Source organism: Paenibacillus sp. AGC31 (assembly GCF_057334655.1).
Genome location: NZ_JBHFJH010000045.1, coordinates 1 through 24,785, shown reverse-complemented (window position 1 = coordinate 24,785; position 24,785 = coordinate 1). Strand labels below are relative to the sequence as shown.

Here is a 24,785-nt window from a genome sequence, read left to right as displayed (position 1 = left end):
TACATATTCAACCGTTAGTAAACGACTACAACCCTGCCTACCCTATTCCATGTTTAAAGTATAAGGAAGTCTAATCACCCCAACCTTGATTATTAAGCCATGAAAATAGCATGATATAGACATGTGTCTCAGTAAAAATGTGAAGACCAAAAAAGCGATAGTTGCCCATCGCCTCATAAAGCCAAACTACTTTTCAATAATATAATTCCAACGTAAATCCTTGGATTTCTGCTTCAACTTCCCGCAACAATTCCATGACTTGATCAGCGTACTCTCCAAGAATCTCTTTGCTTTTCTCGAACCCAATCCATTGAAAAGTAATCGGCATGCTTACAGCCCCAGTCAAGACATCCCATAGAGCGTCCAAATTGCCTCCATAGCTCTCGTCTAACTCCAGCTGGTTCTGCAAAATTTGATGAAACTCTTCCTTGCTGTGAAAGTCGTTTCCGTTAATCTGAATGATGCTCATATCATTTCCTCCATTTATTTTAACTGTTCAAATGACTTGTAATGATCTGTCGTCTGGTAGATTAGACCGTCATTGGAGTATAGAATTCGGTCGCTTCCGCGCCGTCCTCCAGAGTAATTTATATCGGCTTCGTACCAGATCCGGCCTTTTTTGTTGGGGAGTAATCCTTCCCGGTTCCTGAACACGTCGCCGCCGATGCTTTTGCCTGGAGCAACTTCTCGCAGGTTACCTTCGCTTGGTTCCCATCCCAGATCTCTGGCCTCTTTCTTGGTAATGTAATTTGGTGGGAGTTCATTGTGTTCCGAGATATAATTGGCAACCTCATCAAATCCCATATCCTCCGAAACTTGAGGTGATCCGAGATCACGCAAAGACTCTGACGTACAACCTGAGAACAATAATGCAGCGAGGATGATCACTAACGTGTAAGCAAATTTTCTGAAAAACATAATCTTTTCTCCTTTTGATGTTCTTGCTCTTGCTGTCTTCCGTTTTGGTGCTATTTCGATGACAATGCTTCTAATGTTAACGATTTGTGGTAATTAAAGCAATTCTGTAAGCCTATTATGGAGTTGAAATTCAATCAATTAAAGCTGTTGCCTTGCTCCATTGAAGCATTATTTTTATTCTACAACAAAAAAAGCCGCTAAAATAGCGACTTTAATCGTACGACGATCATTACCATTCAACACATTCATTTAATAGTTTAATTTAATGTACCCATCCAGTTCTCTAGGGCTACAACAACCTCTTCCAACTGCTTATCTTCCGTAATGGCAGGTTGATTATCTCCTTTTTGCATGCCGTATGAGCCAAATTGGCCGTGATTTCCACCCTCAATACTCACATATGTCGTGTCTTCCGGAAGATTTGCTTTGGAGTTCTCCCAGTCTTCCCAGTTAAGCACTCCGTCATCCGAACCTGTAATCTGTAAGATAGACAAGTCCGTATTCTTCACGCTCCCTCCTTCATCTGCATAAGAAGCCAAGAAAAAGACGCCTTCCAACTTCTCATTGTGCTCCGCAGCATACCGTGATGCAAATGACCCTCCCAACGAATGGCCACCAATTACAAACGCTTCGTCAGGATGTTCCTCGATAAAGGAATCAGCCTTGTTCTGACCGAAAATCGCCAAGTTTATTGGCATGTTCGCGATATATACGCGGTGACCCTGTTCTGCCATTTCTCTGGCAAGTGGAGAATAACTTTCAGGTTCAACCAGACCACCTGGATAAAAAATAATATTCGGTTTGGTTATCTCTGTACCCACGGGTTCAAATCGGTAACCGTCCTTAATCTTGGCGACAATAACCTGAGCATCACTTGTCATCGCCGTTTCAGCTCGCTCAGTCGGACTATACGTAACCGATTTGAGATATACGTAAACGCCGGCCACGATGATAACAATGGACAAGATGGTCCACATAATTATTTTCTTCCATTTGTTAGTACGTTGTGCTGTTTTCAACCTTAAAACCACCTTAGTATGAGGATAATGATATGTCTTTTTTAACTCTCATAATTATACTTACCGGTAAATATAATTACAAGATGATTTTGCTTACTATCGTTATTTGTCATAAAATATTCATGGAGGGAAGTTCAATGACAGAAAAATCACCCAAACGATTGCCTGGAAGACCCAAACATGGCAACGACGATATCTCAATTCAGCAAACCATTATTCAAACTGCTTCACAGTTATTCATGGAGTATGGCTACGAAACAGTCACGCTTCAGCAGATTGGCAAAACATGTAGTGTATCAAAACCAACCATTTATTATCATTTCACCAGCAAACCAGAGCTTTTTAAGGTTGCCTTTACAACGATGTTACACAATGTGAGCCGTTTAACCTCGCATATCCTTGATCAGGCCGAGAATCTGGAGTCGGGGCTTGTGCGATTGGCAGAGGCCAGACTGGGCAATCCACATGCGGAGATTGAAACCATGCTCAGAGAAGCTGAGCCTTTTCTTGAACCAGCTCAAATTCAGGATATACGCAACGCGGAGCATCAGATTCACGAAGTGTTAGCCTCCCATTTCCAACGGGCAATGGATAAAAACAGACTGCGAACGGACGATCCATTTTTCCTGGCAGAGACCTTCTCGACATTGATGTTAATGGGTAATCGGGAAGATAACCTGCATAAATATGGTTCCAACTTTTCGCTAGGCCAGAAGCTAGTAGATATTTTCATTCACGGAGCGCAGTAAAACTGAACTGATTATGTATTAGTGGTTAGTTTACATCTTTAATTGATCAATCGCTTTATGCATTCTGCTCGAGACGAGAAATTCTACCTTATATAAGCATGATAAGCGCAAAGGAAGGTGTAGTTTTGGAAATTCTAACATGGCAAGAGATTCACTTGATACTTCCTCTTCTCATAGAGATCAAGAATAAAGCTGTATTTGTGTATTCCGTACTTGAGCAAAAACAACAAGGAACTGTATACGTAAACAACAAGCACAACATAACTTCAGCCCTGATCACAAGCTGTGGTGGTTTTTACTGTCTACTGGGGACGGCTAGCAATCCAAAATTTAATGATGACGTCATTCGATTTTTAATAAACAAAAAGAATCATATAATAGATTTTTATGCACTGGCACTATTTTCGGAAGATTGGATCGATTTACTTGATAACTATGAATTACCGAACGCAAAGAAAATCAAACGCACATATTTTTCGTTCAATAAGATGAAGTTTACCGAGAGATACCAAGGAGATACTCTCACTTTAGGTAAACACTTTAAACTCGTAGAATTAAATCCATCCATCGCAACGAAGTACATTAAGGATTTTTACTCCTACTATTCAATTGTATGGGACTCTGTACCGCACTTTATTGCTAATGGTATTGCGCATTTTATTACTCGAGATAGTGAAATTGTTAGCGTCTGCTCTTCCCCATATGTAGGTGGTGGTTATGCGGAGATCGATATCATCACACTTGAGGAACATAAGATGCAGGGATTGGCTACAGCTGTCGGCGTTCGGTTCATTGAAGAGTGTATAAACAAAGGATTAGTACCGAACTGGTGCTGTCACGCCGATAACATTGAATCATTACATATGGCAAACAAGCTTTGTTTTGATAAGATCGAGGAGCAACCAATGTATTGGTATAATGCATAAATGTGCAAAATTCAGGGCAACAAGGAGAGCTGACATGAATATCCCTAGAGGAACCTATGGGTTTCGATTCGCGGAAGACAAGGAGCTCCAACTGTGTGTACTGTATGCGGCAGGATGTGATTCAATAACCGATCCTTCTTATCATTGGGACGGACTCGAACGTTCGGACGGGCCTCTCTTGTTATTCCAATATACAATCTCGGGTGAAGGTGTGTTTGAGTCGAATAATCGCATTCATCATGTTACCGCAGGACAAGCTTTTTTGGCCGAAATTCCAGGGCCACATCGCTATTACTACCATTCAGCATCAAAAGAACCTTGGGAGTTTCTGTTCCTGCTGTTCAGGCCCACTCTTATTCTGCCCCATTGGCGAAAATTTCTTCGGGAAGCTGGAGAAGTGCCCTATTTACCCGCTGATTGTACACCCGTTCGACTGTTGCGGATGATCGTGACAGATGCGGCAGCAGGCAGAATCACTGATCCTCTGATCGCATCATCCAGCGTATATCAGTTCATGACAGAGTTGACTCGATTACAGAAAACGACATTGCGCAACAGGGAGAATTGGTCTGAAAACATTCAAATAGCCGTTGAATACATAGAAAACAACTACTCCAAAATGATCAGTATCGATCACCTTGCGGAGCATGTTTCCCTTTCCAAATATCACTTTATACGTCGCTTTTCCTCCAGTACAGGTTTGACCCCAGGTGCTTATCTGACTCGTGTACGTACAGAAAAAGCAATGGAACTGCTGCGCGGAACTACGCTTAGCATTGAAGTCATCGCCGAGCAAGTCGGGTATTCCAGCGGAAGTTATTTTATCAAAGCCTTTCGCAGCATAACCGGCGTTACGCCAGGTGAATTTCGTAGTGGCGGAGAAAGCCTTGTGTACCGTAAATTGTTCTTCGACTAACCGCAATATTTTGCTATTCCACACTCAACATTACTGTAGATATTAATAAAATCCTTTATTATGATGAATTGAGCGAGAGCAATAATTAATCCATAAAGGAGCATTCCCATGAATCATACGCTTGCAGCATCAACTCCACCGCTTGGCTGGAACAGCTGGGATTGTTACGGCGCGGCCGTTACGGAAGACGAAATTCGTGGCAACGCCGAGTACATGGCAGAACATCTTAAAGACTTCGGCTGGAGTTACATTACGGTCGACATTCAATGGTACGAGCCTTTGGCCAATTCTTCGCAATATCGTCCGTTCGTTCCACTCATCATGGATGAATATTCGCGGCTTATGCCTGCCGAGAATCGGTTTCCCTCCGCTGCAGGTGGACAGGGATTTAAGCCATTAGCCGACTACGTTCATAGTCTTGGGCTGCAATTTGGCATTCACATCATGCGCGGTATTCCACGTCAAGCTGCACATGCCGCTACTCCGATCCTGGGCACAACCGCCACTGCGCGCGATATTGCTCATCCGAATTCCATCTGTCCGTGGAATACAGATATGTATGGTGTCGATAGCTCAAAAGAAGGTGCTCAGGACTACTACGATTCGCTGTTTGAACTGTATGCACAATGGGGCGTTGACTTGGTCAAGGTAGACGATATTGCTGCTTCAAGGCTCTATGACACCCATCAGCCAGAGATCGCAATGATATCCAAAGCGATTGAGCGCTCTGGTCGGCCCATGGTACTAAGTCTCTCTCCTGGCCCTGCTCCGGTGGAATACTCAGAATTCTTGGCTGAACATGCCAACATGTGGCGTGTCACGGACGATTTCTGGGATCTGTGGCCGCTGTTATTGGATATGTTCGACCGCTGCCGGACGTGGCAGGGCGTTCCCCAAGCAGGCTGCTGGCCAGACTGTGATATGTTGCCTTTGGGTCATATCGGTATCCGTTCTGTGGACGGTGGTGGAGCAGATCGCTGGACTCGGTTCACACCTGACGAGCAGTTGACGATGATGTCACTGTGGAGCATCTTCCGTTCCCCGCTCATCTTTGGTGGTGAACTGCGAGATAACGATGACTGGACACTATCCCTGTTGACCAATCGTGAGGTTCTGCGAATGCATCGCGAGAGTTACGGAGCCAGAGAAGCCTTACGCAAAGACGATCTTATTGTGTGGACTGCCCAGCATGCGGATGGCTCCTCTTACGTCGCTGTATTTAACATCGGTGAGAAAACTCTACCTGTGGATCTGTCCATTGATGAGGTTGGATTGTCCAGCATTACCGAAGGCACCGAATTGTGGAGCCAAGAAGCAGCTCAATTAACAGAGAATTCCTTAGTTACTACTGTACCTGCGCATGGTGTGCGTCTCTATCAGTTTTCCTAGGCTTGCCAAAGAAAAAGAGAGGTCTGTCGTTCATTAGACAGACCTCTCTCTCATTTCAAGTCATTAAAAATGCATTGCATAAGCATTTCAGTATGTATCCATGGCTTGAACGGCCAGATGAAATGCTTTAATTCTTCTTTCCAGAAGAGTCTTTTGCGGGCTACCTTCTTTGGACTTGGCATACATGTTCTCAAGGGATGGAAACAATCCAATCAAGACAAGGCCGGCTTCTGTTATATCTTCCTTGGAGTATTGATGAGGCTTCTGGTTCCAGTGTTTTTCCAGAACTGCTAGGCCGATGTATAGAGCTTGGAGACGTTTCTGTAGCAATGTCGTGTTATTACTTTTCTGAGTCATATTCACTAAGGCATTTTCCGATTTTCGGATGGTTGATTGAAAAGCTTTGATGGATTGCAGTTGATCTTCTTGTGACACATTTCCCATGGAGTACTGACCTCGCTTTCTAGGCTTAGTTTGATCGGACTTTCTATTAAATCACCTCATAAATATAACAAAAAAAGCCGCTCAAATAGCGACTTTTAATGTGTTCATTCTCGATTCAGTTCTAGAGTACCTTCTCCAAAAAGCTGATCGTCCGTTCATTCTTCGGATTTCCAAATATCTCTTCAGGAGTGCCCTGCTCGACAATATAACCCCCGTCCATGAAGATCACACGATCAGCTACTTCACGGGCAAAACCCATCTCATGGGTAACAATGATCATCGTCATACCCTCGCTCGCAAGATCTTTCATTACACCCAGAACTTCGCCTACCATCTCTGGGTCAAGCGCCGAAGTCGGTTCATCAAATAACATCACATCCGGGTTCATAGCAAGCGCACGAGCGATAGCAACCCGTTGTTTTTGCCCCCCCGAGAGTTGACTGGGAAAACTAGCCGCTTTATCAGACAACCCGACACGATCCAGAAGGCTAAGACCTGTTTTTCGAGCCTCTTCTGCGTTTAAAACCCCTAATTCTCTTGGCGCAAACATTATATTTTTCAATACGTTAAAATGAGGGAATAAGTTAAAATGTTGAAATACCATGCCAATATTTTCACGCGCTTTATTAATGTTGGTTTTAGGATCATTGAGATCCTGATTATCTACAATAACTCGACCAGCTGTGATATCTTCCAATTGGTTGATACAGCGCAAGAATGTACTTTTTCCCGAACCGGAAGGCCCGATGACACAGACAACTTCTCCTTCGTTGACCGCCACATCAATTCCCTTTAGGACCTGATTCGAGCCGAAACTTTTCTTCAAACCTTCAACTTTTATTTTAGCCACGACGAACCTTCACCTCCAGATAATCAGCAATTTTGGTCAATGTGATGATAACAATCAGATACATAACCGCAACCGTTAACCAAATGTCAAAAGAGGAGAACGTTCTTGCAATAACAATTTTACCCGATTGTGTCAACTCTACGAGACCAATAACGGACAAGATTGACGTATCCTTCAACGTGATAACCATCTGGTTAATGAAAGAAGGAATCATAACACGTACCGCCTGCGGAATAACGATCTTTATCATCGCTTTGCGATAAGGAAGGCCCAATGAACGGGCAGCTTCCATCTGACCACGATCAATCGATTGAATCCCGCCTCGGATAATCTCGGTTACGTACGCCCCTGCATTCAGACTAAGTGTCAGAATGGCCGCCAGGAACAATGGCATCGTGAAGCCCATCGCCTGTGGAATCCCGAAATAGATAAAGAATGCCAGGACAATCAGCGGAATACCGCGGAAGATATCCACAAATACGGTGGCAACACCACGAAGGAATTTGTTCTGTCCCACCTTCATAAATCCGAAAATCAGACCGATGATAAACGCGAAGAACAGGGACACAATCGTGTATAAAAGTGTTTTTCCCAGACCTTTAAAAAGTGCAGGAAGAGATTTCTGAATTAGTTCCCAACGCCCCAGATTTGCGACTTGGGCATTCTCTCCAACATATTCTTCGATAATGCGCTTGTACTCACCGTTAGCTTTGATATTCACAAGACCAGCATTGAACATCTCCAGGAGTTCCTGATTTTTACCCTTACTTACCGCAAATCCGTAGGAAGCCCCGTCTTCTTTGGCAGTAACGATTTTTAAACCATTATTCTGCTTTACCCCATACCTTAGAACGGGTTCATCTTCAAAACAGGCCACCGAATTACCGGTCTTCACATCATCATACATTTGATATGATTCATCGAATGGGACAACGGTAAAGCCATATTTTGAGGCGATGGACTCAGCAAAGCTGTACCCTTCTGTTCCCGTTTTTACAGCCACCTTTTTACCACGAAGATCTTCGTAACTTTTAATGGTATCATTATTGGAACTAATCCCCATAACAACGCCTGAATCATAATATGGCTCTGAGAAGTCAAATTTTGCTTTTCGCTCATCCGTAATACTCATCCCTGCGATTACACCATCGACTTGATTCGCCTCAAGTGCCTGTACAGCTGCGTTAAATCCCAGGGATTTGATTTGATACTTGAAATTTTGATCTTTGGCAATGGCATCCAGCAAATCCATGTCGATACCAACAAAATCACCATTCTCATCTTCATATTCGAATGGAGCAAATGTGACATCAGTTCCGATAACATAGGTTTTACCGGAATCGGACGCTGCAGCAGCGTTCCCTACCCATCCTGATAGACCGCTCACCAGGAGCAGCATCAGTGAAAGTATAAAAAATGAGATCTTCGTTGTTTTCATGTGTCCTCCCCGTCTCGGTATTGTCCGAATAATCATTATTTTCTTTGGAATCGGTATTACGGTTATGCTTTTTGTCGATCTTCTGCCCATTTGATTGTTATTATTTACTGTATATTAACAATCAATGCTTTGCCTTTACACTTGCAACATTTTCCTCCATCATTTTTTCCAACCAGTAAAAGCCCTTTTAATACTTACCCTTTAGGTAAGCTTCGCGAAACCCAATATTACATTGTGAATCTGAAAAAAGGTACATTTACTTTAAAACGTATTATTTAAAATTTAAGACTCAAAAAAAGCCGCGATTTCCGCGACTTTTTATTGTACAGTTTTTTATAATCTATTAATTTGCTCTGGTTGTCAATACAATCTCGAACTTCGAACCAGCTTCACCCGCGAATACAATAGTTCCGTTCTCAGGCAACACAATTTCGTTTTGTCCACTGACCACTGTATGATTAATGCCTATGCCAGCTTGGTTATATACAGCAAATGCGCTGTTTGCAGACATCTTGACCTTCATTTTCTTACCTGCAGCTGATGCTGGAATCGAATACCATGTGGCATGACCATTCGCCTGAATCGTTGTCTTCGATTGTTTTCCTGCATAGATCGGTTTGATGACGTCTTGAGCAGCATAAACGTTGCCTCCAGCTGTAACATATTCCACGCCATTTTCCTCATAGAAATTAAACTCCATCGTGTCACGCCCTGCTAATCCAGGAATTTGCAATTGGTTCACAGCTTGGTTAGCTCCAACGATTTTATTCGTGTAGACATAACCCGGTAGCTCATTAAAAGTATGAATGGGAATCATCGGCATCGCTGCGTTGTACAGTGTTGATGTGTATTTTTCATTGACCAACACGTAGGCTTTGCCTTCCCGTTTCAGCCATGCGGCCTTTACTTCTTCCGACAATTCATTGGTTTCAAGCTTTTCTGCCTTATATTCAGAGGAAGCAACTTGCCCAAGCCCAGGAACAGACTGATACGAGCGAGACCACAAATATGTGTTCCCGTTGATTTCCTGAACGAACTTCAGCTTTTCCGTAGCCGCATCATTAACAAATGAGCCATCAGCGGTGTACGTATAGGTCTGATCAGGACTGTTAGGAGACGACAGATTAGATAGCGTTAATTGCCCATCATCTGTTACGTCCATCTTCATTAACATGTTTGCCCCACCCGCGTACATGCCTGTGTGCTGTGTAAGTTCCTTCGGCATGTTTGTTTTCACTGGTGCATCATGTGACTTCTCCGGTTTACGCTCAGGAATGATATTCTTCTGCTCAAGCGCACCAAGCAACAGCTCAGTTGCCAGCAATTGATCCGTTGAGCTATGACCACCCGAAGAGGTTACGGCAGCAGCCATATTATAATCCGGTAACACAATTAAGGAGGAATGATAGGTTATTGTATTGCCACCTTTGCTTACTGCCTGGATGCCGTAATCATTAAAAGGAAACAAGTTCACGCTGTCCCAGCCGAGGCCGTAACCAATAGACGAATCGCCTTCTTCCGGCCACATGCCTCTCTTGTATTCTTCTTGCTCCATGGCCTCTACGGACTCCTCCGAAAGAACACCTTCAACCTCACCTGTAAAGATTTTCGAGAACTGAACCAGATCTTCAGCGGTGGAATAGATGCCTCCCGAGGCAATCATATTTGTAGTCTCTAACGGGAGTTGTTCCTCATGCGAAGGGGCGTATGTTGCTGCCATCTGGCTAAAGTCCACAATATCTTGCGGTGTTTTGGTATGCGCCATACCAAGAGGTTCGGTTATGTACCGGTGCATGAAAGTTGTGAAGCTCATGCCGCTGACCCGCTCAACCAAAATTTCAGCTAATGTAAAACCGTCATTACTATACACCGAGTATGCGCCAGGATCGGCCTTCAGATGTTGCGTCGCCAATTGTTCCAGTAACGTATCATGCGCATAGGTATCATTATCTCCAAACAGTATTGCACTGTTACTTGACGTTCCGAGAAGTCCGGATGAATGATTCAGTAGCATACGTGGTGTAATCTGTTGGTAACGCTTGTCTTTCATTTTAAAATCTGAAATATACTTCACGACAGGCTCATCAAGATCGATTTTGCCTTGGTCCACTAGCTTCATTACGGCGGTTGTGAGCATCATCTTGCTGGTTGAACCTATGCCATACATGGTGTCTGAAGAAAGGGGAATATTGTTTTTCAGATCATTTTTGCCTGCCTGACCGGAGATCACAATCTCGCCCTCATCCATCAGTGCGTACTGCACACTTGTCGTAGCGTATGATTCAGTGAGTACCTTGGCCTTTGCGCTTACTGCCTTTTTAGTTAGATCATACGTAGGGCTACTACCGTTACTGGTAGCGGGTGTGGCCATGGCCGACATTGGGGACATCATTGCAAACACCAAAGTTATGGCGGCGATAGACGTTCGTTTCTTTCGTGTCAATCTCATCTTCTCCTGTCTAGTCTATGGATTAGAAATCTCTGTGTTCGTACTCCCGTAGTGTAACCGAAGAAGATGAACTGTCTGTGGCTTGAATATGAATCGAGTATGAACCAAGCAGGATCAACCCAAATAGGTTGGACACACAGTAAAAATCGCTGTAGTCCAGCTTTGTTTTGTTTGCAAATTAAACTTTTGCTATAATGGTATATCAATCAATGGAGTGCCAATAACATGACCAAGTACATAAATAAATGCAATCCATAATTCAGCATGAGTAATGGAGTTGAAGCAATGCTAAAAGTTAATCGGAATGACCATCGCCCGATCTGGCAGCAACTTTTGGATCAAGCGATTCATAATATCACAACCGGGAAATGGCAACCAGGCGAATTGCTGCTTCCATCACGCGAACTTGCTCAATTAATTGGTGTTTCACGGTCAACCATACAGATTGTGTACGAGGAATTATTCAGTCGAGGGTATACGGTAACTTCCCGTCGGGCCGGTACAAGGGTTAGTGATTGGACATATGCACCTCATTCATCAGAAGGCGTCACGATGCAAGGGCCTATTCCGCCCGAACTGCCTGCACTGAACGAATCGATTGGTCATCTGCATAGTTGGTTTGGCAATAGGGACAATCGCAAAATAGAAATTGATTTTAATCCCCACGAGCCTTATTTAGATGAGAGTTTTACAAAAGCCTGGAGGCAATCCTTTTTGCAAGCTTCCACTGAACCCAATCTGGATCTTTGGGCTTATGGCGATGCCAGAGGTTTACTGGCGTTAAGAGAACAGATTCAGCGTTATTTGTCACTTGAACGAGGCATTCATATCGATGTTGATCAAATCTTGTTAACCTCAGGTGCACAACATAGCATTGATTTAATTGCCCAGGCACTTTTAAGTGAGGGAGACAGAGTTTCCGTAGAAGATCCCGGCTTCCCTGCTGCTTGGATGGCGATGAAATACCGCCGGATGCAAGTCGATCCCGTTCCAGTCGATGAGTATGGATTATGTGTAGATCATATTCACCCACAGACGAAACTCGTATTTGTCACACCTTCTCATCAATGCGCAGTTGGCGTTATTATGTCGGAGCCTCGCAGGCAACAATTGATGCACTTGGCAGCTCATCATCGATATTGGATTGTTGAGGATGACTACGATAGCGAATTTAGGTACCGTGGAGATCCGCTTCCAACTATATTCAGTCAGCAACCTCAGAATACGCTTTATATGATGAGTTTTTCCAAAATGGTTGCACCAGGCATTCGTCTATCGGCTATCATCGGCCCCAAAATAGCCATCGATCGCCTTACTCAAGTTCATGAATTAACCTATCGTCATCTGCCGATTATGGAACAATTAACGCTAACTCATTTTATTGAGCGTGGTCATTTTATGCGCCATATGAGAAGAGTTCGGAACATATATCGACGCAGACACGAAGTCATGACCAAAGCCATTGTTGCTTCTGGCCTAGGCTCGCGATTTACATTAAGTGGTGTGGAAACGGGATTACATATGCTTCTAGAATCTGAAACGTCATTTGACGAAGAAGCGCTGACGAATGCCGCCCTTGATCAAGGTGTACGCGTGTATCCGCTTAGTAGATATTGCTTGGAGAGTCATCGAAAAGGATGGATATTAGGTTTTGCAAAAGTGGATGAGGAGCAGATTGAGGAAGGCATACATCGGCTTGCAAAGATTGTATTATGATGGAGAACATGCTCTCCAATCGGATTCGAAAGGATGTTTTTTGTAATGAAAATTTTAGTGTTAGGAGCCACCGGACGGGTTGGAGGTCATTTCGTCTCCAATGCCCTACGTTCCAATCATCATGTAACTGCACTGGTTAGAAGCCTGGAAAAGGTACAAATCAACAATGACAATTTCGTTCTGCATCAAGGAAACGCTTTAGTCAAAGAGGATATTCATCATGCCATACAGGGTGTGGATCTCGTTGTTAGTTCCTTAAGTACCGATGGAACGACTACATTATCGCAATCCATGGGACATATCGTTGAGGCTATGGCTCAGGAGCGTATCAAAAGAATCATTACCATTGGTACCGCAGGAATATTGGAAAGTCGAACGGATCCTGGCTTGCTTCGTTTTCAATCCCCTGAGTCTAAACGTAAGTCCACGCGAGCAGCTGAAGAGCATCTGGAGATGTACAACATTCTCAAAGCTTCAAAGTTAGAATGGACCATCGTGTGTCCTACCTACTTATTTGATGGAGAATCTCTCGGTAAGTACCGGGTTGAGCGCGACTATTTGCCTGACGGTGGAACTTCTATATCTGTAATCGATACTGCGGAGTTTGCTTATCAGCAATTAATGTCTGATGAGTATGTACAGTCTCGTGTAGGTATAGCCTACTAGGGCGTCTCCTATATCTCAATTGAGGTATATCTCTTCGTCAAAAAAGTAAGTTTCAATATAGGCATGGAAAATCAAAGAGCCTGCAATTGTTAGCCATCAGGAACAATTGCAGGCTCTATTTGTGTCTGCTGTTGAGCTATTTAAGCCCTTCATATAAAGGGAATTGCGAAGTAATTTCGCGGACACTACCTAATATTTGATTTTTTACATCCGAGTTCTTTGGATTTTTAAAAGCAAGCCCTATCAGCTGAGCAATTTCTTTCATTTCCCTGGCTCCCAGTCCTCTGGACGTCATAGCCGGCGTTCCAAAACGAATACCGCTCGTGATCAACGGGCTTGCAGTATCGTGAGGGATTGCATTTTTATTCGCGGTAATCCCTACTTCATCCAGTAAAGCTTCGGCTTCTTTGCCTGTAAGGCCCATAGTTCGTAAGTCAACCAACACGATGTGATTATCTGTCCCACCCGATACAAGGGTGAGTCCTTCATTCGTTAAAGTTTCTGCCAATACGTTGGCGTTATTCAGAACACCTTCAATATATGTTGTGAACTCGGATTGCAATGCCTCGCCTAATGCCACTGCTTTCCCCGCGATAACGTGCATGAATGGCCCGCCCTGAGTCCCCGGGAATACAGCTTTGTCGATCGCCTTTGCCCAGGACTCCCGACACAAAATGGCTCCCCCTCGTGGTCCTCGTAAGGTCTTGTGTGTGGTAGTTGAAACAAAATGGGCAAGTGGTACGGGGTTAGGATGCAAACCTGCCGCAACAATTCCTGCTATATGCGCCATATCTACAAAGAAAAGAGCTCCCACTTCGGCGGCAATCTGGGCAAATAATTCAAACTCAATGGTCCGCGGGTATGCACTTCCACCTGCAACAATCATGCGTGGACGATGCTTATAAGCAAGTTTACGTACTTCGTCAAAGTCAATGCGGCCCGTCTGTGCATCGACACCATATGAAACAAAATTGTAAAACCTACCTGAAAAATTAACAAGGCTTCCGTGTGTTAGATGACCTCCTTGGGATAAATTCATGCCAAGTATTGTGTCACCAATCTCAACCGAGGCAAAATATACTGCCATGTTGGCCTGAGAACCGGAGTGAGGCTGCACATTCGCATGTTCAGCGCCAAAAAGGGCTTTAAGGCGGCTATTTGCTATCTCTTCGACTGTATCGACATGCTCACATCCGCCATAATATCTTCTGCCCGGATACCCCTCTGCATATTTATTGGTCAACACCGAACCTGTTGCTTCCATCACAGCTTGACTCACAAAATTCTCTGATGCAATCAGTTCTATCGTATCCCGCTGCCTTCCAAGCTCTTGCTGGACAGCCATTCCTATTACTTTATCTTGCTTCTCCAAATGTTTCATGAACATCTTCCTCTCAATATTACGGTTATTTATTCGTTCCAATTTGTTTTTTGGGAAATTTACTATTCATCAGTAGATGTGCCATCATTCCTGCAAACAGTCCCCAAAATGCACCACCCACACCAAGCAAAGTCACATTCGCCGCTGTCGCCAAAAACGTAATCAATGCAGTTTCACGTCCCTTAGGGTCCGTTAATGCATTGGCAAGACTGCCACCGATGGTTCCAAGTAAGGCCAATCCCGCTAGTGTTGCAATAAAGGTAGCAGGAAGAATCAAAAACAGAGCAGCCAATGTTACGCCAAAAATGCCGACAAAAATATAAAAAACACCACAAGCAATACCTGCAATATAACGTTTGGTTGAATCCTCATGTGCATCCTTTCCTGTACAAATCGCTGCTGTAATAGCTGCCACATTAAAAGCATGTGATCCGAATGGGGCTGCAAGAAGCGAACCCAAACCTGTTACAGCCAAAATAGGATTGGCACTTGTCTTGAATCCATCATTACGCAGAACAAGCATTCCGGGCATATACTGCCCTGTCAAGGTAATAATGAACAGCGGTAGCGCAACGCCAAGTAAAGCATTTAACGAAAATGCCGGAACAACAAATACAGGCGATGCGACAGCCAATTGGATCGTACTGAAGTCTGTTTTCCCCATACATATCAAATAAATCAAACCGATTGCCAATATGCCAACAATGGCGTAACGAGAAGTAAACCTTCTTAGCACGATATAGCCTGCAAACAGTACAATCACAAGCAAAGGATCTACCTTCGCCCCTCCAAAGGCCGAAATACCAAACTGTAGTAAAATACCAGCTAACAATCCGGAAGCGATGCCTGGGGGAATAAGTCGAACGAAACGTTCAAACATGCCTGACAAACCTAAAATAATAAATCCGACTGCTGAAATCATGTAAGCGCCAATTGCTTCTGGATAAGGGGTTACCGCTAATGCTGAAACGAGAAACGCCACACCCGGTGTAGACCAGGCTGTAATAATCGGTTCCTTATATCGATAACTGAGCCAAATTCCTGTTACTCCTACCCCAATCGAGATGGACCAAATCCAGGAAGCAGTCATTTCCGGGCTTAAACCAGCCACTTTTGCAGCTTGAAAAACAAGGATAAACGTACCCCCGTAATTAACAATTACGGATATTAAAGCGGCGATCACCGGCGATATCAAATCACGGCCACGTAACGAAGGGGATGCTGTCTTCATATTTAACACTACCTCTCACTTAATCATCGATGCGTGTGTTTTCATTCCAGTAATACTCGTCCGGTAAGTAGCGTTGACCAAATACACTTGTTCCTACACGTATCATTGTAGCTCCTTCTTCAATGGCGACTTGGAAGTCTCCAGACATACCCATCGATAAAATATCCATTTCTACGCGTGGAATAATTTTCTCTTTAATCTGCGTACGGATCTGATTTAACAATCGAAAACAATGTCGTGTTTCTTCGTTTGTCGCATTCAGTTTTCCAATCGTCATTAAACCTTTCACATTCAATGTCTCGAATTGAGACAACTGTTCTACAAGCTCAACGGCTGTTTCTGGAGAGGCACCAAATTTACTTTCTTCGTAGGACGTATTAATTTGCACAAGAATATCTAAGGTCTTATTCTCTTTGAGAAGCTGGTTATGTAACGCTTGACCCAGTTTCAGACGATCTACGGAATGGATGAGAGTAACATATTTAACAACGTCCTTTACTTTATTTGTTTGCAGATGTCCGATAAAATGCCATTCCACCTGCTTGCTTTGTTCCATGAGTGGGAATTTGTCTCGGAGTTCTTGAGCTTTGTTTTCTCCAAACAGGACCTCACCTGCTTGAATAGCTATTTGTAATTTCTCAAGCGGTACCGTTTTGGTCGCGAGCAACAACTTGATGTCCTCGATGTTGCGACCTGAAGCCTGGCAGGCCAATGCCATCTGCTGTCTTACAGTTTGAAGATTTTCTTCTACTATATGTTTCATGTCAGCCACCTTCTTTCTATTCCAAACGGGAATGAATAATTGAGATTAGCTCCTCCTTATGTATTGTGAAGACTGTGTGGAACGTCATGCTAGTATAGCAACGCATGGATTGGATATACATATCCAAAAATGCTCTTTTTGAGCAGTCCAAAACGACAAAGTGGACATTATTCAATTGGGGCACCTCTGTAATATGCTTTTCAATAATCTGATTGATGTGATGCCCACACGCTTCTTCCAAAATGAAAAAAGCCGCTAAATTAGCGGCTTGGTTTAGTTCTATGTTCATGTCCAAGAAGATACATGTTTTATGATGATTTACTCGTTCACATTTTCCTTGGTTACCAGCTTCAATTCAGCAGGAATCGATGACTCCACCTGCTTGCCACTTAATACATCCAGAGCTGCTTGCAGCGCCAGTTGGCCAATCAGTATAGGCTGCTGAGCGACTGTTGCCGTCAATTTCCCATCCTGAATGGATTTGATTGCATCATCATTGCCGTCGAATCCGATGACCGGAATGTCTTTACCTGAGCTTTGAATCGCTTCAATTGCACCAAGTGCCATCTCATCATTATGGGCAAATACTGCCTGCACGTCAGGATTACCCTGAAGCAGATTCTCCATGACATTTAATCCTTTGGACCGATCGAAATCAGCAGATTGTTTGGAAACCACATCGAGTTGCTTGTCAGCCACTTCGTGGAAACCTTTACCCCGTTCTCTTGTTGCGGAAGCGCCAGGTACACCCTCAAGTTCAATGACTTTTGCTCCCTCACCAAGTTGTTCAACAAAGTATTCAGCTGCCATGCGTCCACCTTTAACGTTATCCGATGCCACTAGTGCCGCCACTTCGCCTTTATCTGCGGAGCGATCCAGCGTGATCACAGGAATGCCCACACTATTAGCGGATTGAACCGCTGTGGAGATCGCTGCAGAGTCCGCGGGGTTAATCAGAAGTGCACTAACACCTTGCTGAATGAGATCATCCACATCATTGGTTTGTTTGGCCGAATCGTTCTGCGCATCCACCACGATGACCTGTATTCCCTGTTTTTTGGCTTCAGCCATGACCCCATCCTTCAGTGATACAAAGAATGGATTGTTTAGTGTAGATATCGACAAACCTATTTTCTTCTGTCCGTTACTTTTGTTTGGGTTAGGTTTCGCCCATTCCGGTGGCTCCAGAGAGCACCCGGCCAGAACGATGATCATCAGCATACTTATGAGTGTTACAGTCCACTTTTTCATATTCGCTTCTCTCCTTATGCTGTTTTTTTGCGGTCCAGCAGGACGGCAATGGCAATGACGATACCTTTTACAACCATTTGATAAAATGAGTTTACTTCAAGCAAGTTCAATCCATTATTCAACACGCCGATAATCAGAACACCGATCAGTGTACCAACGATGCGTCCGCGTCCTCCAGCAAGACTTGTACCACCCAATACAACTGCTGCGATTGCATCCAGCTCGTAGGATGTACCTGCCGTTGGTTGCGCTGAATTCAAACGCGATGTCAGAATTGCACCTGCCAGAGCAGCGAGCATACCTGTCAGGGAGTAGATCATAATTTTCACGCGATTAACTTTGATACCCGAGATAATGGAAGCTTTCTCATTACCGCCGATGGCGTACGTTTTACGACCAAAAGCCGTTTTATGCAAAACAATCCACAGAATCATGAAGGTAATCAGCATCGTGATTGCAGGTACCGGAATGCCCAGCAGGTAACCGCGGCCAAACAGTTGGAACAACAGGTTATCCCCGAGCCCTGTAATTGGATTACCATTGGTGTACACCAATGTCAGTCCCCTGAATATGGTCATGGTAGCCAATGTAGCGATAAACGGAGCCATTTTACCTTTGGTAATCATCAGTCCGTTCACCATACCCATGACACCACCGAGTGCTACACCAATAATGATGGACAAGATCGGATCGAGACCAGACAACATCATGTTTGCTACAAAAGCACTGGATAAAGCCAGGATTGAGCCGACCGACAGATCAATTCCACCCGTCAGGATAACAAACGTCATACCAAAGGCAATCAGCGCATTAATCGAGACTTGACGCAATAAATTCAAGATATTGAGCGGTTCCAAGAAACTTGGATTCAACACCGATACGATGAGAATAAGAATGATTAAGCCAAGCAGCGGTCCCAATTTTTGTATCACGTTTGAGAAACGGAATCCGCTTTTAGCCGTTTTGTTTTCCTGCATTGTTGTCATATCACTGTCCCCCTGTGGCCAATGTCATAATGTGTTCTTGTGTTGCTACTTCCCTTGCAACCTCGCCACTGATGTGTCCCTCATGCACAACCGCGATCCGGTCGCTCATGCCAAGCACTTCAGGCAGCTCCGACGATACCATGATGATTGCAACGCCGCGGTCAGTCAGTTCATTCATCAATTCATAGATTTCGCGCTTCGCCCCGACATCCACTCCGCGGGTAGGTTCATCCAGGATAAGTACGCTTGGTCCGATACCAACCCATTTCGCGATAACCACCTTCTGCTGGTTACCCCCGGATAGATTCCTTGCCGCCGTCTCGGAGGATTGCGTTTTGATCTGTAGACGTTTAATCAGTGTATCTACGAAGTCTTGTTCTTTTGAAGTTGAGATGAAACCTTTGCTTGAGAAACTGAACAGATTTGGCAACGCCATATTCTCGCGAATAGAGAAGTCTAATACCAGCCCTTCATCCTTGCGGTCTTCTGTAATAAACCCGATTCCATGTTTCACTGCATCTGCCGGTTTACGAATGTTCGCTTTTTTGCCGCGGATGAAGATTTCACCGCTATCCAACGTATCCAAACCAAAGATGGTTCTCATGATCTCTGTTCGTCCAGAACCCATCAGTCCTGAAAAACCGAGTATTTCCCCCGCTCTCACGGTGAAGTTAATATTCTCGAATAGACCTTTGCTACTTGCATTCCTTACTTCGAGGACAACTTCACCATAAGAAGGATTCCGGACAGGATAACGCTCGGTAAGTTCACGACCTACCATTTTCCGCACCACTTCATCAAAGCTTGTCTGCGGAATAGCTTGTGTGTCTACCGTTCTTCCGTCACGCATGATGGTAATCCGGTCACAGATCGTGAATATCTCCTCCATTCGGTGAGAAATATAGACGATGGATACGCCTTCCTTCTTCAGCGAGCTGATTACACCAAACAGCTTCTGGATCTCACGCTCCGTAAGTGCTGCTGTTGGCTCATCCATAATGATGACCTTGGCATCTGTCATTAGCGCTTTGGCAATCTCGATCATCTGTTGCTGCCCGACAGAGCACTCTCCCGCAGGACGTTCCAGTGGTATGTCTACGGAAAGCTTGGCGAACTGTTCTTTGGCAAGCGCTTTCATTTGTCTTGTATTGAGCAATCCGAACGATGATGTCAGTTCCTTACCAATAAAGAGATTATCCAGCACCGTCATTTCAGGCCATACATTCAGCTCCTGATGTATGAATGTGAGACCCAGTTTCTCGGCTTCCTTCGGACTTGCAAAATAGTTTTCTTCTCCGTCTATGGTAATGGTTCCCTGATCACGCTGATGAAGACCAATCAGAATATTCATCAGTGTGGATTTGCCGGCTCCATTCTCCCCCATCAGGGCATGAACTTCACCATCCTTTAGTTCAAAATCCACTCCGCTCAGCACCTGATTCGTTCCAAACGCTTTATGAATGTCTTGCATCTGAATGTGCATTACGCAACCTCCTTTTAACCGAAATGGACTCCCGATTGTAAAATGCAATTGGCATAGGGTGTGGCTTCACCTGTGCGGATGACCGCTTTCACCTGCCGAGTTAATGCTTTGAATTGTTCATGGCTGACGGAAGCATCAATTGCTTCTACCCCGAATTTCTCTGTGATGAATTGCATAGCTACGGGATTGCCTTCGCAAATCTCTTCAGCCACAATGACTTTCTCAATGATCATATCTTCAGTGATCGCTTCCACCACTTCGCGAAAACTTGGTGTTCCCAGTTTGAGAGCCAGATCGATTTTGACTACCCCGTCCGGTACCGGCAGACCTGCATCCGCAATCGCAATCATGTCCGTATGGCCCAAGTCAGACAAAATCTTGGAAATGTGACTATTCAACATGCCATTTCTTTTCATTACAAGCTCTCCTCTACTTCATCACGCGTCGGCATGCCGCCCTGCGCTCCGAACTTGGTGACGGACAACGATGCAGCCCGATTGGCGAAGCGTATACTCTCTTGCAATGCTTTTCCTTCAGCCAAAGCAACTGCAAATGCGGCGTTGAACGTATCCCCTGCCCCAGTAGTATCGACAGCCTCAACTTTATAAGTTGGGACTAAAATTTCCTCAGTACCATCAAAGTAACGTACACCTTTACTGCCCTCCGTGATGAACAACTTGTTTGGATATTGACGCAACGCCTGTGCAGGACTCATACCCTGAAATAAAATCTCGCATTCATGCTCGTTCGGCGTGATATATGCTGCATTGTCGATCACTTCTTGCGGTAATGTTCTCGCCGGTGCGGGATTAAGCAGCAGCGGTGTTCCGAATTCTGCACATAATGTACTTACATGCACAACCGTTTCCTCCGGAATTTCCTGCTGAATTAGTACGATATCTGCATCGCGGATCACTTCAGCTGCTTCATCGACATATGCAGGAGTGACTTCTCGATTGGCCGCTTCAACCACTACGATACTATTATCACCTTCTGCCAGAATGATATGAGCCGTTCCACTTTCTAAATGTGTAACCGGTTTCACATTTTGCGTATTTACAGCATTTGTTCTAAAGTTCTCTAAAATATCTTTGCCAAAAACATCGTCGCCTACCCGGCCGATCATCGCAACCTCGGCACCCAGTCGTGCAGCAGCAACAGCCTGATTGGCTCCTTTGCCACCAGGAACCGTTTTGAAGCTATCGCCAAGAACGGTTTCCCCCGCTCCCGGCCGTCTTGACGAAGTAACAACCAGATCCATCGAACTGCTTCCTATTACACATATTTTAGCCATCTGATCTCACCTTTCTCGTAGTGCCCCGTTCGATGAAGCTTACGGGCAACTGTATGTTTTTATTCTCTATTGCAGCTTGTTCCACAAGCTGGATAAGTAATCCCGCCGCTTCTCTTCCCATCTCGTATGCTGGCTGATGGATGGTGGACAATGCCGGCGATAACAGTCTGCTCATCGGAATGTCATCGAAACCAATCACTTGTACGTCATCAGGAACCTTTCTTCCGATTCGTGATGCCTCATGCAGTACGGCCATGGCTGCGATGTCGTTGCTGGCAATGACCCCGTCTGTGTCCGCATACTTTCTGAATAATTCTTCAGCCCATACACCTGCCTCGTTAATTGAAAATGAGGTCGTCTGGATTACCTTGTAGTCTAACCCAGCATCACGGATGACTTCAATCGCTCCTTCAAAACGATCTTGAGCGGGTCTGATCTGTGACGGTCCCTGCATAACTGTGATCCGGCGACTGCCGCGTTTGATGATCTCCCTTGCAGCTAGTCTTCCACCTTCCCTGCCATCCGCATACACGGATGGACGATCCAATGATGTTCTATCCAGAAACACAACGGGAATCTTCAGTTTTTCATATATTGAAGAATGAGGATAGTTCGTTGAAGAGATCACACCGACCACGTTGTTCTGGATAAACGTCTGGATGTAATCCTGCTCCTTCCGTTCATCCTCATCACTATTTCCGAATATCAGTCTGTAATCCTGTTCCTGCATCCGGTCCTCTACGCCGCGGGCCAATTGTGGAAAGTAAGGGTTGGCGATATCCGGCAACAACAGGCCAATCAGTTTGGACTTGCGCTTATATAATGAGCGGGCCACTTCATTCGGCGAAAAGTTAAGTGCCTTCACGGCATCTTCCACTTTCTTGCGTGTGTCCGCATGAACATAACCTCTATCGTTAATGACCCTGGATACGGTGGCAACAGATACGCCAGCCAGTTGAGCTACATCTTTAATTGTTGTCATAAGTTGCTCTCCTCTATGTGTAACCGGTTACAGACATTAAATTATCATATTCTTTTCTGTTTGACAAGCGTTTTCAATCTGGAAATTTCTCCAAGTATATATGAATGTGCAGTGGAATCCATCTATATCATAGATTTCACCTGTAAGGGAGGTCGATACTTCATAGACGTAAAGAAGCCACCACTCGATTAAAACTCAGAGCGATGGCACCCAGATCAACATAAAAATCAGCAATCTCCTATGAAATATTGCGCAAAGGCTTCATTTTTTTTTCCTACCGGGAATATCATTAATTTTCATTACAAAACATTGGCGATATGTGATATGGTCAGGGAGGATATTAATAGATTCATACATACATATGTGCATGAAATGTGAGGAGAAGATCGAAAGTGATAGAGAGAAATACCCTTGAGAAACCGAGTAAATTTAGTGATCCCATTTTTGTCATGCTCGTGGCAAGCCTGTGTTGCTTATTATGGGGAAGTGCGTACCCATCCATCAAACTTGGATATATCGCATTTAACATTCTGCCGGAAGATATTGCTTCCAAGTATGTATTTGCAGGATATCGATTTACACTGGCGGGCTTGCTGCTCTTGCTCCTGTCTCGTATCGTTAGAAAACAGAAGCTCCAATTAACCAGACCTCAGTGGACAGGTCTCATCATGTTAGGTATATTGCAAACCGGTTTGCAATATATGTTTTTCTACGTTGGCGTAGCCAATACGACGGGTGTCAAAGGCTCCATTATGAACGCAACGACAACCTTTTTCAGTGTTGTTCTGGCCCATTTCATCTATAAAAACGACAAATTAAGCAGAAATAAAATCGTTGGCTGCTTGCTCGGATTCGTTGGCGTAATCATCGTAAACTTCCATACGGATCTGCTTGCTTTTTCCTTTTCATTCACAGGTGAAGGGTTCGTGATTATAGCAGCACTTGTTTTTTCCGTTACAGCCCTCTATGCAAAACGTCTCACCGCTACGATCGATGTTCTGATCATAACAGGCGTCAGCCTGTTGGTTGGGGGACTGGTACTTACGCTGTTAGGTCTATCACTCGGCGGTCGGGTTACTCATTTCACCTTGGAATCCACCAGTAACTTGATCTACTTGGCCTTACTGTCATCCGTCGCATTTTGTCTATGGAATATGCTTCTCAAGTACAACAAGGTCGGAAGAGTGTCTGTTTATAACTTTCTAATCCCTGTGTTTGGAGCTTTATTATCAGCATTATTCCTGGGGGAAACGATTCTGGAACTGAAGAATCTGGCTGCATTGTTGTTTGTATCGGTCGGCATTTATTTGGTCAATCGTGTACGTTCTGTGCAAAGCTCTAATAACACTCCAATGAAATAGACTACGCGTCCACTTCCATGGATAACAAAAAGCCGCTAATCATGGTATTATCCCCTTTAAGTAGACACTTGAAAAAACCTTCATGTTATCATGAGGGTTTTTTCAAGTGACACTTGGAGGGGATATTTTTATGGCAAAAAAAGGACAAACATTTCAGACGTATACCGAAGAATTTAAATTGAATGCGGTTAGATCCTATGTCGAAGGGTCTTCAAGTTATAAAGTGGTAGCTGAACGCGAAGGAATTCGAAACTGTTCACAACTGAAGGTGTGGGTGAAAAAGTGGAAAAACGGGGAAGCGTTCGATGAGCGAAAAAACAATGTTCCGAATCCAATGAAAGGACGTCCCCGTACTGCCTTTAGCAGTGTAGAAGAAGAACGTGACTACCTTCAAGCACAGGTGGATTATTTAAAAAAGCGGTATCCAAATCTAGTAAAGGAGAAGCGCTGAGCCAACGGGAGAACTACGATATCATAGACGAATTGCGCTGCTCGCATAGCATTACACGCCTATTATCGATTACAGGAATACCCCGTTCCAGTTATTACAAATGGCGAGCAACACAGCCGCAG

Annotated in this window: 24 protein-coding genes; 8 read left to right on the top strand and 16 right to left on the bottom strand. The window is 44.3% G+C overall.

Translation table 11 applies throughout. The annotated features are described in order from the left end of the window. Positions 1 to 193 precede the first annotated feature (193 nt). From ACE04G_RS26250 to ACE04G_RS26240, 3 genes are all read right to left on the bottom strand, one after another. Complete coding sequence (locus ACE04G_RS26250) at positions 194 to 469, bottom strand: barstar family protein (RefSeq protein WP_405132312.1); 276 nt, start codon at positions 467 to 469, stop codon at positions 194 to 196. A gap of 14 nt (positions 470 to 483) precedes the next feature. Further along, positions 484 to 918 carry a ribonuclease domain-containing protein gene (locus ACE04G_RS26245; protein WP_101313754.1) on the bottom strand — a complete coding sequence of 145 codons (435 nt, stop codon included), beginning with the start codon at positions 916 to 918 and terminating at the stop codon, positions 484 to 486. A gap of 257 nt (positions 919 to 1,175) precedes the next feature. Next, positions 1,176 to 1,937: an alpha/beta hydrolase gene (locus ACE04G_RS26240; protein WP_405132311.1), complete on the bottom strand. Its 762-nt coding sequence runs from the start codon at positions 1,935 to 1,937 to the stop codon at positions 1,176 to 1,178. Positions 1,938 to 2,074: 137 nt separating this feature from the next. Here ACE04G_RS26240 and ACE04G_RS26235 point away from each other — a divergent pair, with 137 nt between their 5' ends. The 4 genes from ACE04G_RS26235 (at position 2,075) to ACE04G_RS26220 (ending at position 5,917) form a co-directional block, all read left to right on the top strand. Next, positions 2,075 to 2,686: a TetR/AcrR family transcriptional regulator gene (locus tag ACE04G_RS26235; RefSeq protein ID WP_405132310.1), complete on the top strand. Its 612-nt coding sequence runs from the start codon at positions 2,075 to 2,077 to the stop codon at positions 2,684 to 2,686. Between the two features lie 125 nt (positions 2,687 to 2,811). Next, positions 2,812 to 3,612, top strand: a complete 801-nt coding sequence (locus ACE04G_RS26230) for a GNAT family N-acetyltransferase (protein ID WP_405132309.1) — start codon at positions 2,812 to 2,814, stop codon at positions 3,610 to 3,612. Between the two features lie 34 nt (positions 3,613 to 3,646). Then, entirely contained in the window at positions 3,647 to 4,528 is an 882-nt protein-coding gene (locus ACE04G_RS26225; RefSeq protein WP_405132308.1) for an AraC family transcriptional regulator, read from the top strand. 108 nt (positions 4,529 to 4,636) lie between these two features. Continuing rightward, the gene (locus tag ACE04G_RS26220) at positions 4,637 to 5,917 is read left to right on the top strand and encodes a glycoside hydrolase family 27 protein (protein ID WP_339308452.1); all 1,281 of its coding nucleotides are present in this window, start codon (positions 4,637 to 4,639) and stop codon (positions 5,915 to 5,917) included. Positions 5,918 to 6,004: 87 nt separating this feature from the next. Here ACE04G_RS26220 and ACE04G_RS26215 read toward each other — a convergent pair whose 3' ends face one another. The 4 genes from ACE04G_RS26215 to ACE04G_RS26200 all read right to left on the bottom strand — a co-directional run bounded on the left by ACE04G_RS26215 (position 6,005) and on the right by ACE04G_RS26200 (position 11,098). After that, a complete protein-coding gene (locus tag ACE04G_RS26215) occupies positions 6,005 to 6,361 on the bottom strand; it encodes a hypothetical protein (protein ID WP_221821067.1) in 357 nt (118 codons plus the stop codon). Positions 6,362 to 6,482: 121 nt separating this feature from the next. Further along, positions 6,483 to 7,211: an amino acid ABC transporter ATP-binding protein gene (locus ACE04G_RS26210; RefSeq protein ID WP_221821066.1), complete on the bottom strand. Its 729-nt coding sequence runs from the start codon at positions 7,209 to 7,211 to the stop codon at positions 6,483 to 6,485. Further along, on the bottom strand, positions 7,204 to 8,649 hold the full coding sequence (locus ACE04G_RS26205) for an amino acid ABC transporter substrate-binding protein/permease (protein ID WP_221821064.1): 1,446 nt from the start codon (positions 8,647 to 8,649) through the stop codon (positions 7,204 to 7,206). Before ACE04G_RS26205 ends, ACE04G_RS26210 begins: the two co-directional genes overlap by 8 nt. A gap of 343 nt (positions 8,650 to 8,992) precedes the next feature. Continuing rightward, positions 8,993 to 11,098: a serine hydrolase domain-containing protein gene (locus ACE04G_RS26200; RefSeq protein WP_449004745.1), complete on the bottom strand. Its 2,106-nt coding sequence runs from the start codon at positions 11,096 to 11,098 to the stop codon at positions 8,993 to 8,995. Positions 11,099 to 11,383: 285 nt separating this feature from the next. On the opposite strand from ACE04G_RS26200, the gene pdxR reads away from it, so the two are divergent. After that, on the top strand, positions 11,384 to 12,814 hold the full coding sequence (pdxR, locus tag ACE04G_RS26195) for a MocR-like pyridoxine biosynthesis transcription factor PdxR (RefSeq protein ID WP_449004744.1): 1,431 nt from the start codon (positions 11,384 to 11,386) through the stop codon (positions 12,812 to 12,814). A 45-nt stretch (positions 12,815 to 12,859) separates the two neighbouring features. Beyond that, positions 12,860 to 13,480 carry an NAD(P)-dependent oxidoreductase gene (locus tag ACE04G_RS26190; protein WP_449004743.1) on the top strand — a complete coding sequence of 207 codons (621 nt, stop codon included), beginning with the start codon at positions 12,860 to 12,862 and terminating at the stop codon, positions 13,478 to 13,480. 136 nt (positions 13,481 to 13,616) lie between these two features. Here the strand turns inward: ACE04G_RS26190 and glyA are convergent, their stop codons facing one another. The 9 genes from glyA to ACE04G_RS26145 form a co-directional block, all read right to left on the bottom strand. After that, positions 13,617 to 14,861 (bottom strand): serine hydroxymethyltransferase, encoded by a 1,245-nt coding sequence (gene glyA, locus ACE04G_RS26185; RefSeq protein ID WP_221821055.1) that lies wholly within the window; start codon positions 14,859 to 14,861, stop codon positions 13,617 to 13,619. A 25-nt stretch (positions 14,862 to 14,886) separates the two neighbouring features. Next, positions 14,887 to 16,092 carry a benzoate/H(+) symporter BenE family transporter gene (locus ACE04G_RS26180; RefSeq protein ID WP_221821053.1) on the bottom strand — a complete coding sequence of 402 codons (1,206 nt, stop codon included), beginning with the start codon at positions 16,090 to 16,092 and terminating at the stop codon, positions 14,887 to 14,889. A 19-nt stretch (positions 16,093 to 16,111) separates the two neighbouring features. Further along, entirely contained in the window at positions 16,112 to 16,855 is a 744-nt protein-coding gene (locus ACE04G_RS26175; RefSeq protein WP_221821051.1) for a YggS family pyridoxal phosphate-dependent enzyme, read from the bottom strand. Positions 16,856 to 17,173: 318 nt separating this feature from the next. Continuing rightward, entirely contained in the window at positions 17,174 to 18,106 is a 933-nt protein-coding gene (gene rbsB, locus ACE04G_RS26170; RefSeq protein ID WP_036615972.1) for a ribose ABC transporter substrate-binding protein RbsB, read from the bottom strand. A 14-nt stretch (positions 18,107 to 18,120) separates the two neighbouring features. Then, positions 18,121 to 19,083 carry an ABC transporter permease subunit gene (locus ACE04G_RS26165; protein WP_370511443.1) on the bottom strand — a complete coding sequence of 321 codons (963 nt, stop codon included), beginning with the start codon at positions 19,081 to 19,083 and terminating at the stop codon, positions 18,121 to 18,123. A 10-nt stretch (positions 19,084 to 19,093) separates the two neighbouring features. Further along, positions 19,094 to 20,575 carry a sugar ABC transporter ATP-binding protein gene (locus tag ACE04G_RS26160; protein WP_036615975.1) on the bottom strand — a complete coding sequence of 494 codons (1,482 nt, stop codon included), beginning with the start codon at positions 20,573 to 20,575 and terminating at the stop codon, positions 19,094 to 19,096. A gap of 14 nt (positions 20,576 to 20,589) precedes the next feature. Then, positions 20,590 to 20,991: a D-ribose pyranase gene (gene rbsD / locus ACE04G_RS26155; protein WP_339308443.1), complete on the bottom strand. Its 402-nt coding sequence runs from the start codon at positions 20,989 to 20,991 to the stop codon at positions 20,590 to 20,592. Beyond that, positions 20,991 to 21,869: a ribokinase gene (gene rbsK, locus ACE04G_RS26150; protein WP_339308441.1), complete on the bottom strand. Its 879-nt coding sequence runs from the start codon at positions 21,867 to 21,869 to the stop codon at positions 20,991 to 20,993. The genes rbsD and rbsK overlap by 1 nt, the downstream gene beginning before the upstream one ends. Beyond that, positions 21,862 to 22,851, bottom strand: coding sequence for a LacI family DNA-binding transcriptional regulator (locus ACE04G_RS26145; RefSeq protein ID WP_221821046.1), 990 nt, complete (start codon positions 22,849 to 22,851; stop codon positions 21,862 to 21,864). The genes rbsK and ACE04G_RS26145 overlap by 8 nt, the downstream gene beginning before the upstream one ends. A 392-nt stretch (positions 22,852 to 23,243) precedes the next feature. Here ACE04G_RS26145 and ACE04G_RS26140 point away from each other — a divergent pair, with 392 nt between their 5' ends. Together ACE04G_RS26140 and ACE04G_RS26135 are read left to right on the top strand one after the other, a co-directional pair. After that, a complete protein-coding gene (locus tag ACE04G_RS26140; RefSeq protein WP_339308439.1) occupies positions 23,244 to 24,212 on the top strand; it encodes a DMT family transporter in 969 nt (322 codons plus the stop codon). A gap of 130 nt (positions 24,213 to 24,342) precedes the next feature. Continuing rightward, positions 24,343 to 24,663 (top strand): transposase, encoded by a 321-nt coding sequence (locus tag ACE04G_RS26135; RefSeq protein ID WP_373865008.1) that lies wholly within the window; start codon positions 24,343 to 24,345, stop codon positions 24,661 to 24,663. Positions 24,664 to 24,785 lie beyond the last annotated feature (122 nt).

Bases quoted from the DNA above. Each gene is read 5' to 3' on its own strand.
- ACE04G_RS26165 (WP_370511443.1), bottom strand. From the start codon at position 19,083: ATGCAGGAAAACAAAACGGCTAAAAGCGGATTCCGTTTCTCAAACGTG.
- ACE04G_RS26190 (WP_449004743.1), top strand. From the start codon at position 12,860: ATGAAAATTTTAGTGTTAGGAGCCACCGGACGGGTTGGAGGTCATTTC.
- ACE04G_RS26180 (WP_221821053.1), bottom strand. From the start codon at position 16,092: ATGAAGACAGCATCCCCTTCGTTACGTGGCCGTGATTTGATATCGCCG.
- ACE04G_RS26235 (WP_405132310.1), top strand. From the start codon at position 2,075: ATGACAGAAAAATCACCCAAACGATTGCCTGGAAGACCCAAACATGGC.
- ACE04G_RS26215 (WP_221821067.1), bottom strand. From the start codon at position 6,361: ATGGGAAATGTGTCACAAGAAGATCAACTGCAATCCATCAAAGCTTTT.
- rbsD (WP_339308443.1), bottom strand. From the start codon at position 20,991: ATGAAAAGAAATGGCATGTTGAATAGTCACATTTCCAAGATTTTGTCT.
- ACE04G_RS26225 (WP_405132308.1), top strand. From the start codon at position 3,647: ATGAATATCCCTAGAGGAACCTATGGGTTTCGATTCGCGGAAGACAAG.
- ACE04G_RS26175 (WP_221821051.1), bottom strand. From the start codon at position 16,855: ATGAAACATATAGTAGAAGAAAATCTTCAAACTGTAAGACAGCAGATG.
- rbsK (WP_339308441.1), bottom strand. From the start codon at position 21,869: ATGGCTAAAATATGTGTAATAGGAAGCAGTTCGATGGATCTGGTTGTT.
- rbsB (WP_036615972.1), bottom strand. From the start codon at position 18,106: ATGAAAAAGTGGACTGTAACACTCATAAGTATGCTGATGATCATCGTT.
- glyA (WP_221821055.1), bottom strand. From the start codon at position 14,861: ATGAAACATTTGGAGAAGCAAGATAAAGTAATAGGAATGGCTGTCCAG.
- ACE04G_RS26160 (WP_036615975.1), bottom strand. From the start codon at position 20,575: ATGCACATTCAGATGCAAGACATTCATAAAGCGTTTGGAACGAATCAG.
- ACE04G_RS26145 (WP_221821046.1), bottom strand. From the start codon at position 22,851: ATGACAACAATTAAAGATGTAGCTCAACTGGCTGGCGTATCTGTTGCC.
- ACE04G_RS26135 (WP_373865008.1), top strand. From the start codon at position 24,343: ATGGCAAAAAAAGGACAAACATTTCAGACGTATACCGAAGAATTTAAA.
- pdxR (WP_449004744.1), top strand. From the start codon at position 11,384: ATGCTAAAAGTTAATCGGAATGACCATCGCCCGATCTGGCAGCAACTT.
- ACE04G_RS26220 (WP_339308452.1), top strand. From the start codon at position 4,637: ATGAATCATACGCTTGCAGCATCAACTCCACCGCTTGGCTGGAACAGC.
- ACE04G_RS26205 (WP_221821064.1), bottom strand. From the start codon at position 8,649: ATGAAAACAACGAAGATCTCATTTTTTATACTTTCACTGATGCTGCTC.
- ACE04G_RS26200 (WP_449004745.1), bottom strand. From the start codon at position 11,098: ATGAGATTGACACGAAAGAAACGAACGTCTATCGCCGCCATAACTTTG.
- ACE04G_RS26245 (WP_101313754.1), bottom strand. From the start codon at position 918: ATGTTTTTCAGAAAATTTGCTTACACGTTAGTGATCATCCTCGCTGCA.
- ACE04G_RS26250 (WP_405132312.1), bottom strand. From the start codon at position 469: ATGAGCATCATTCAGATTAACGGAAACGACTTTCACAGCAAGGAAGAG.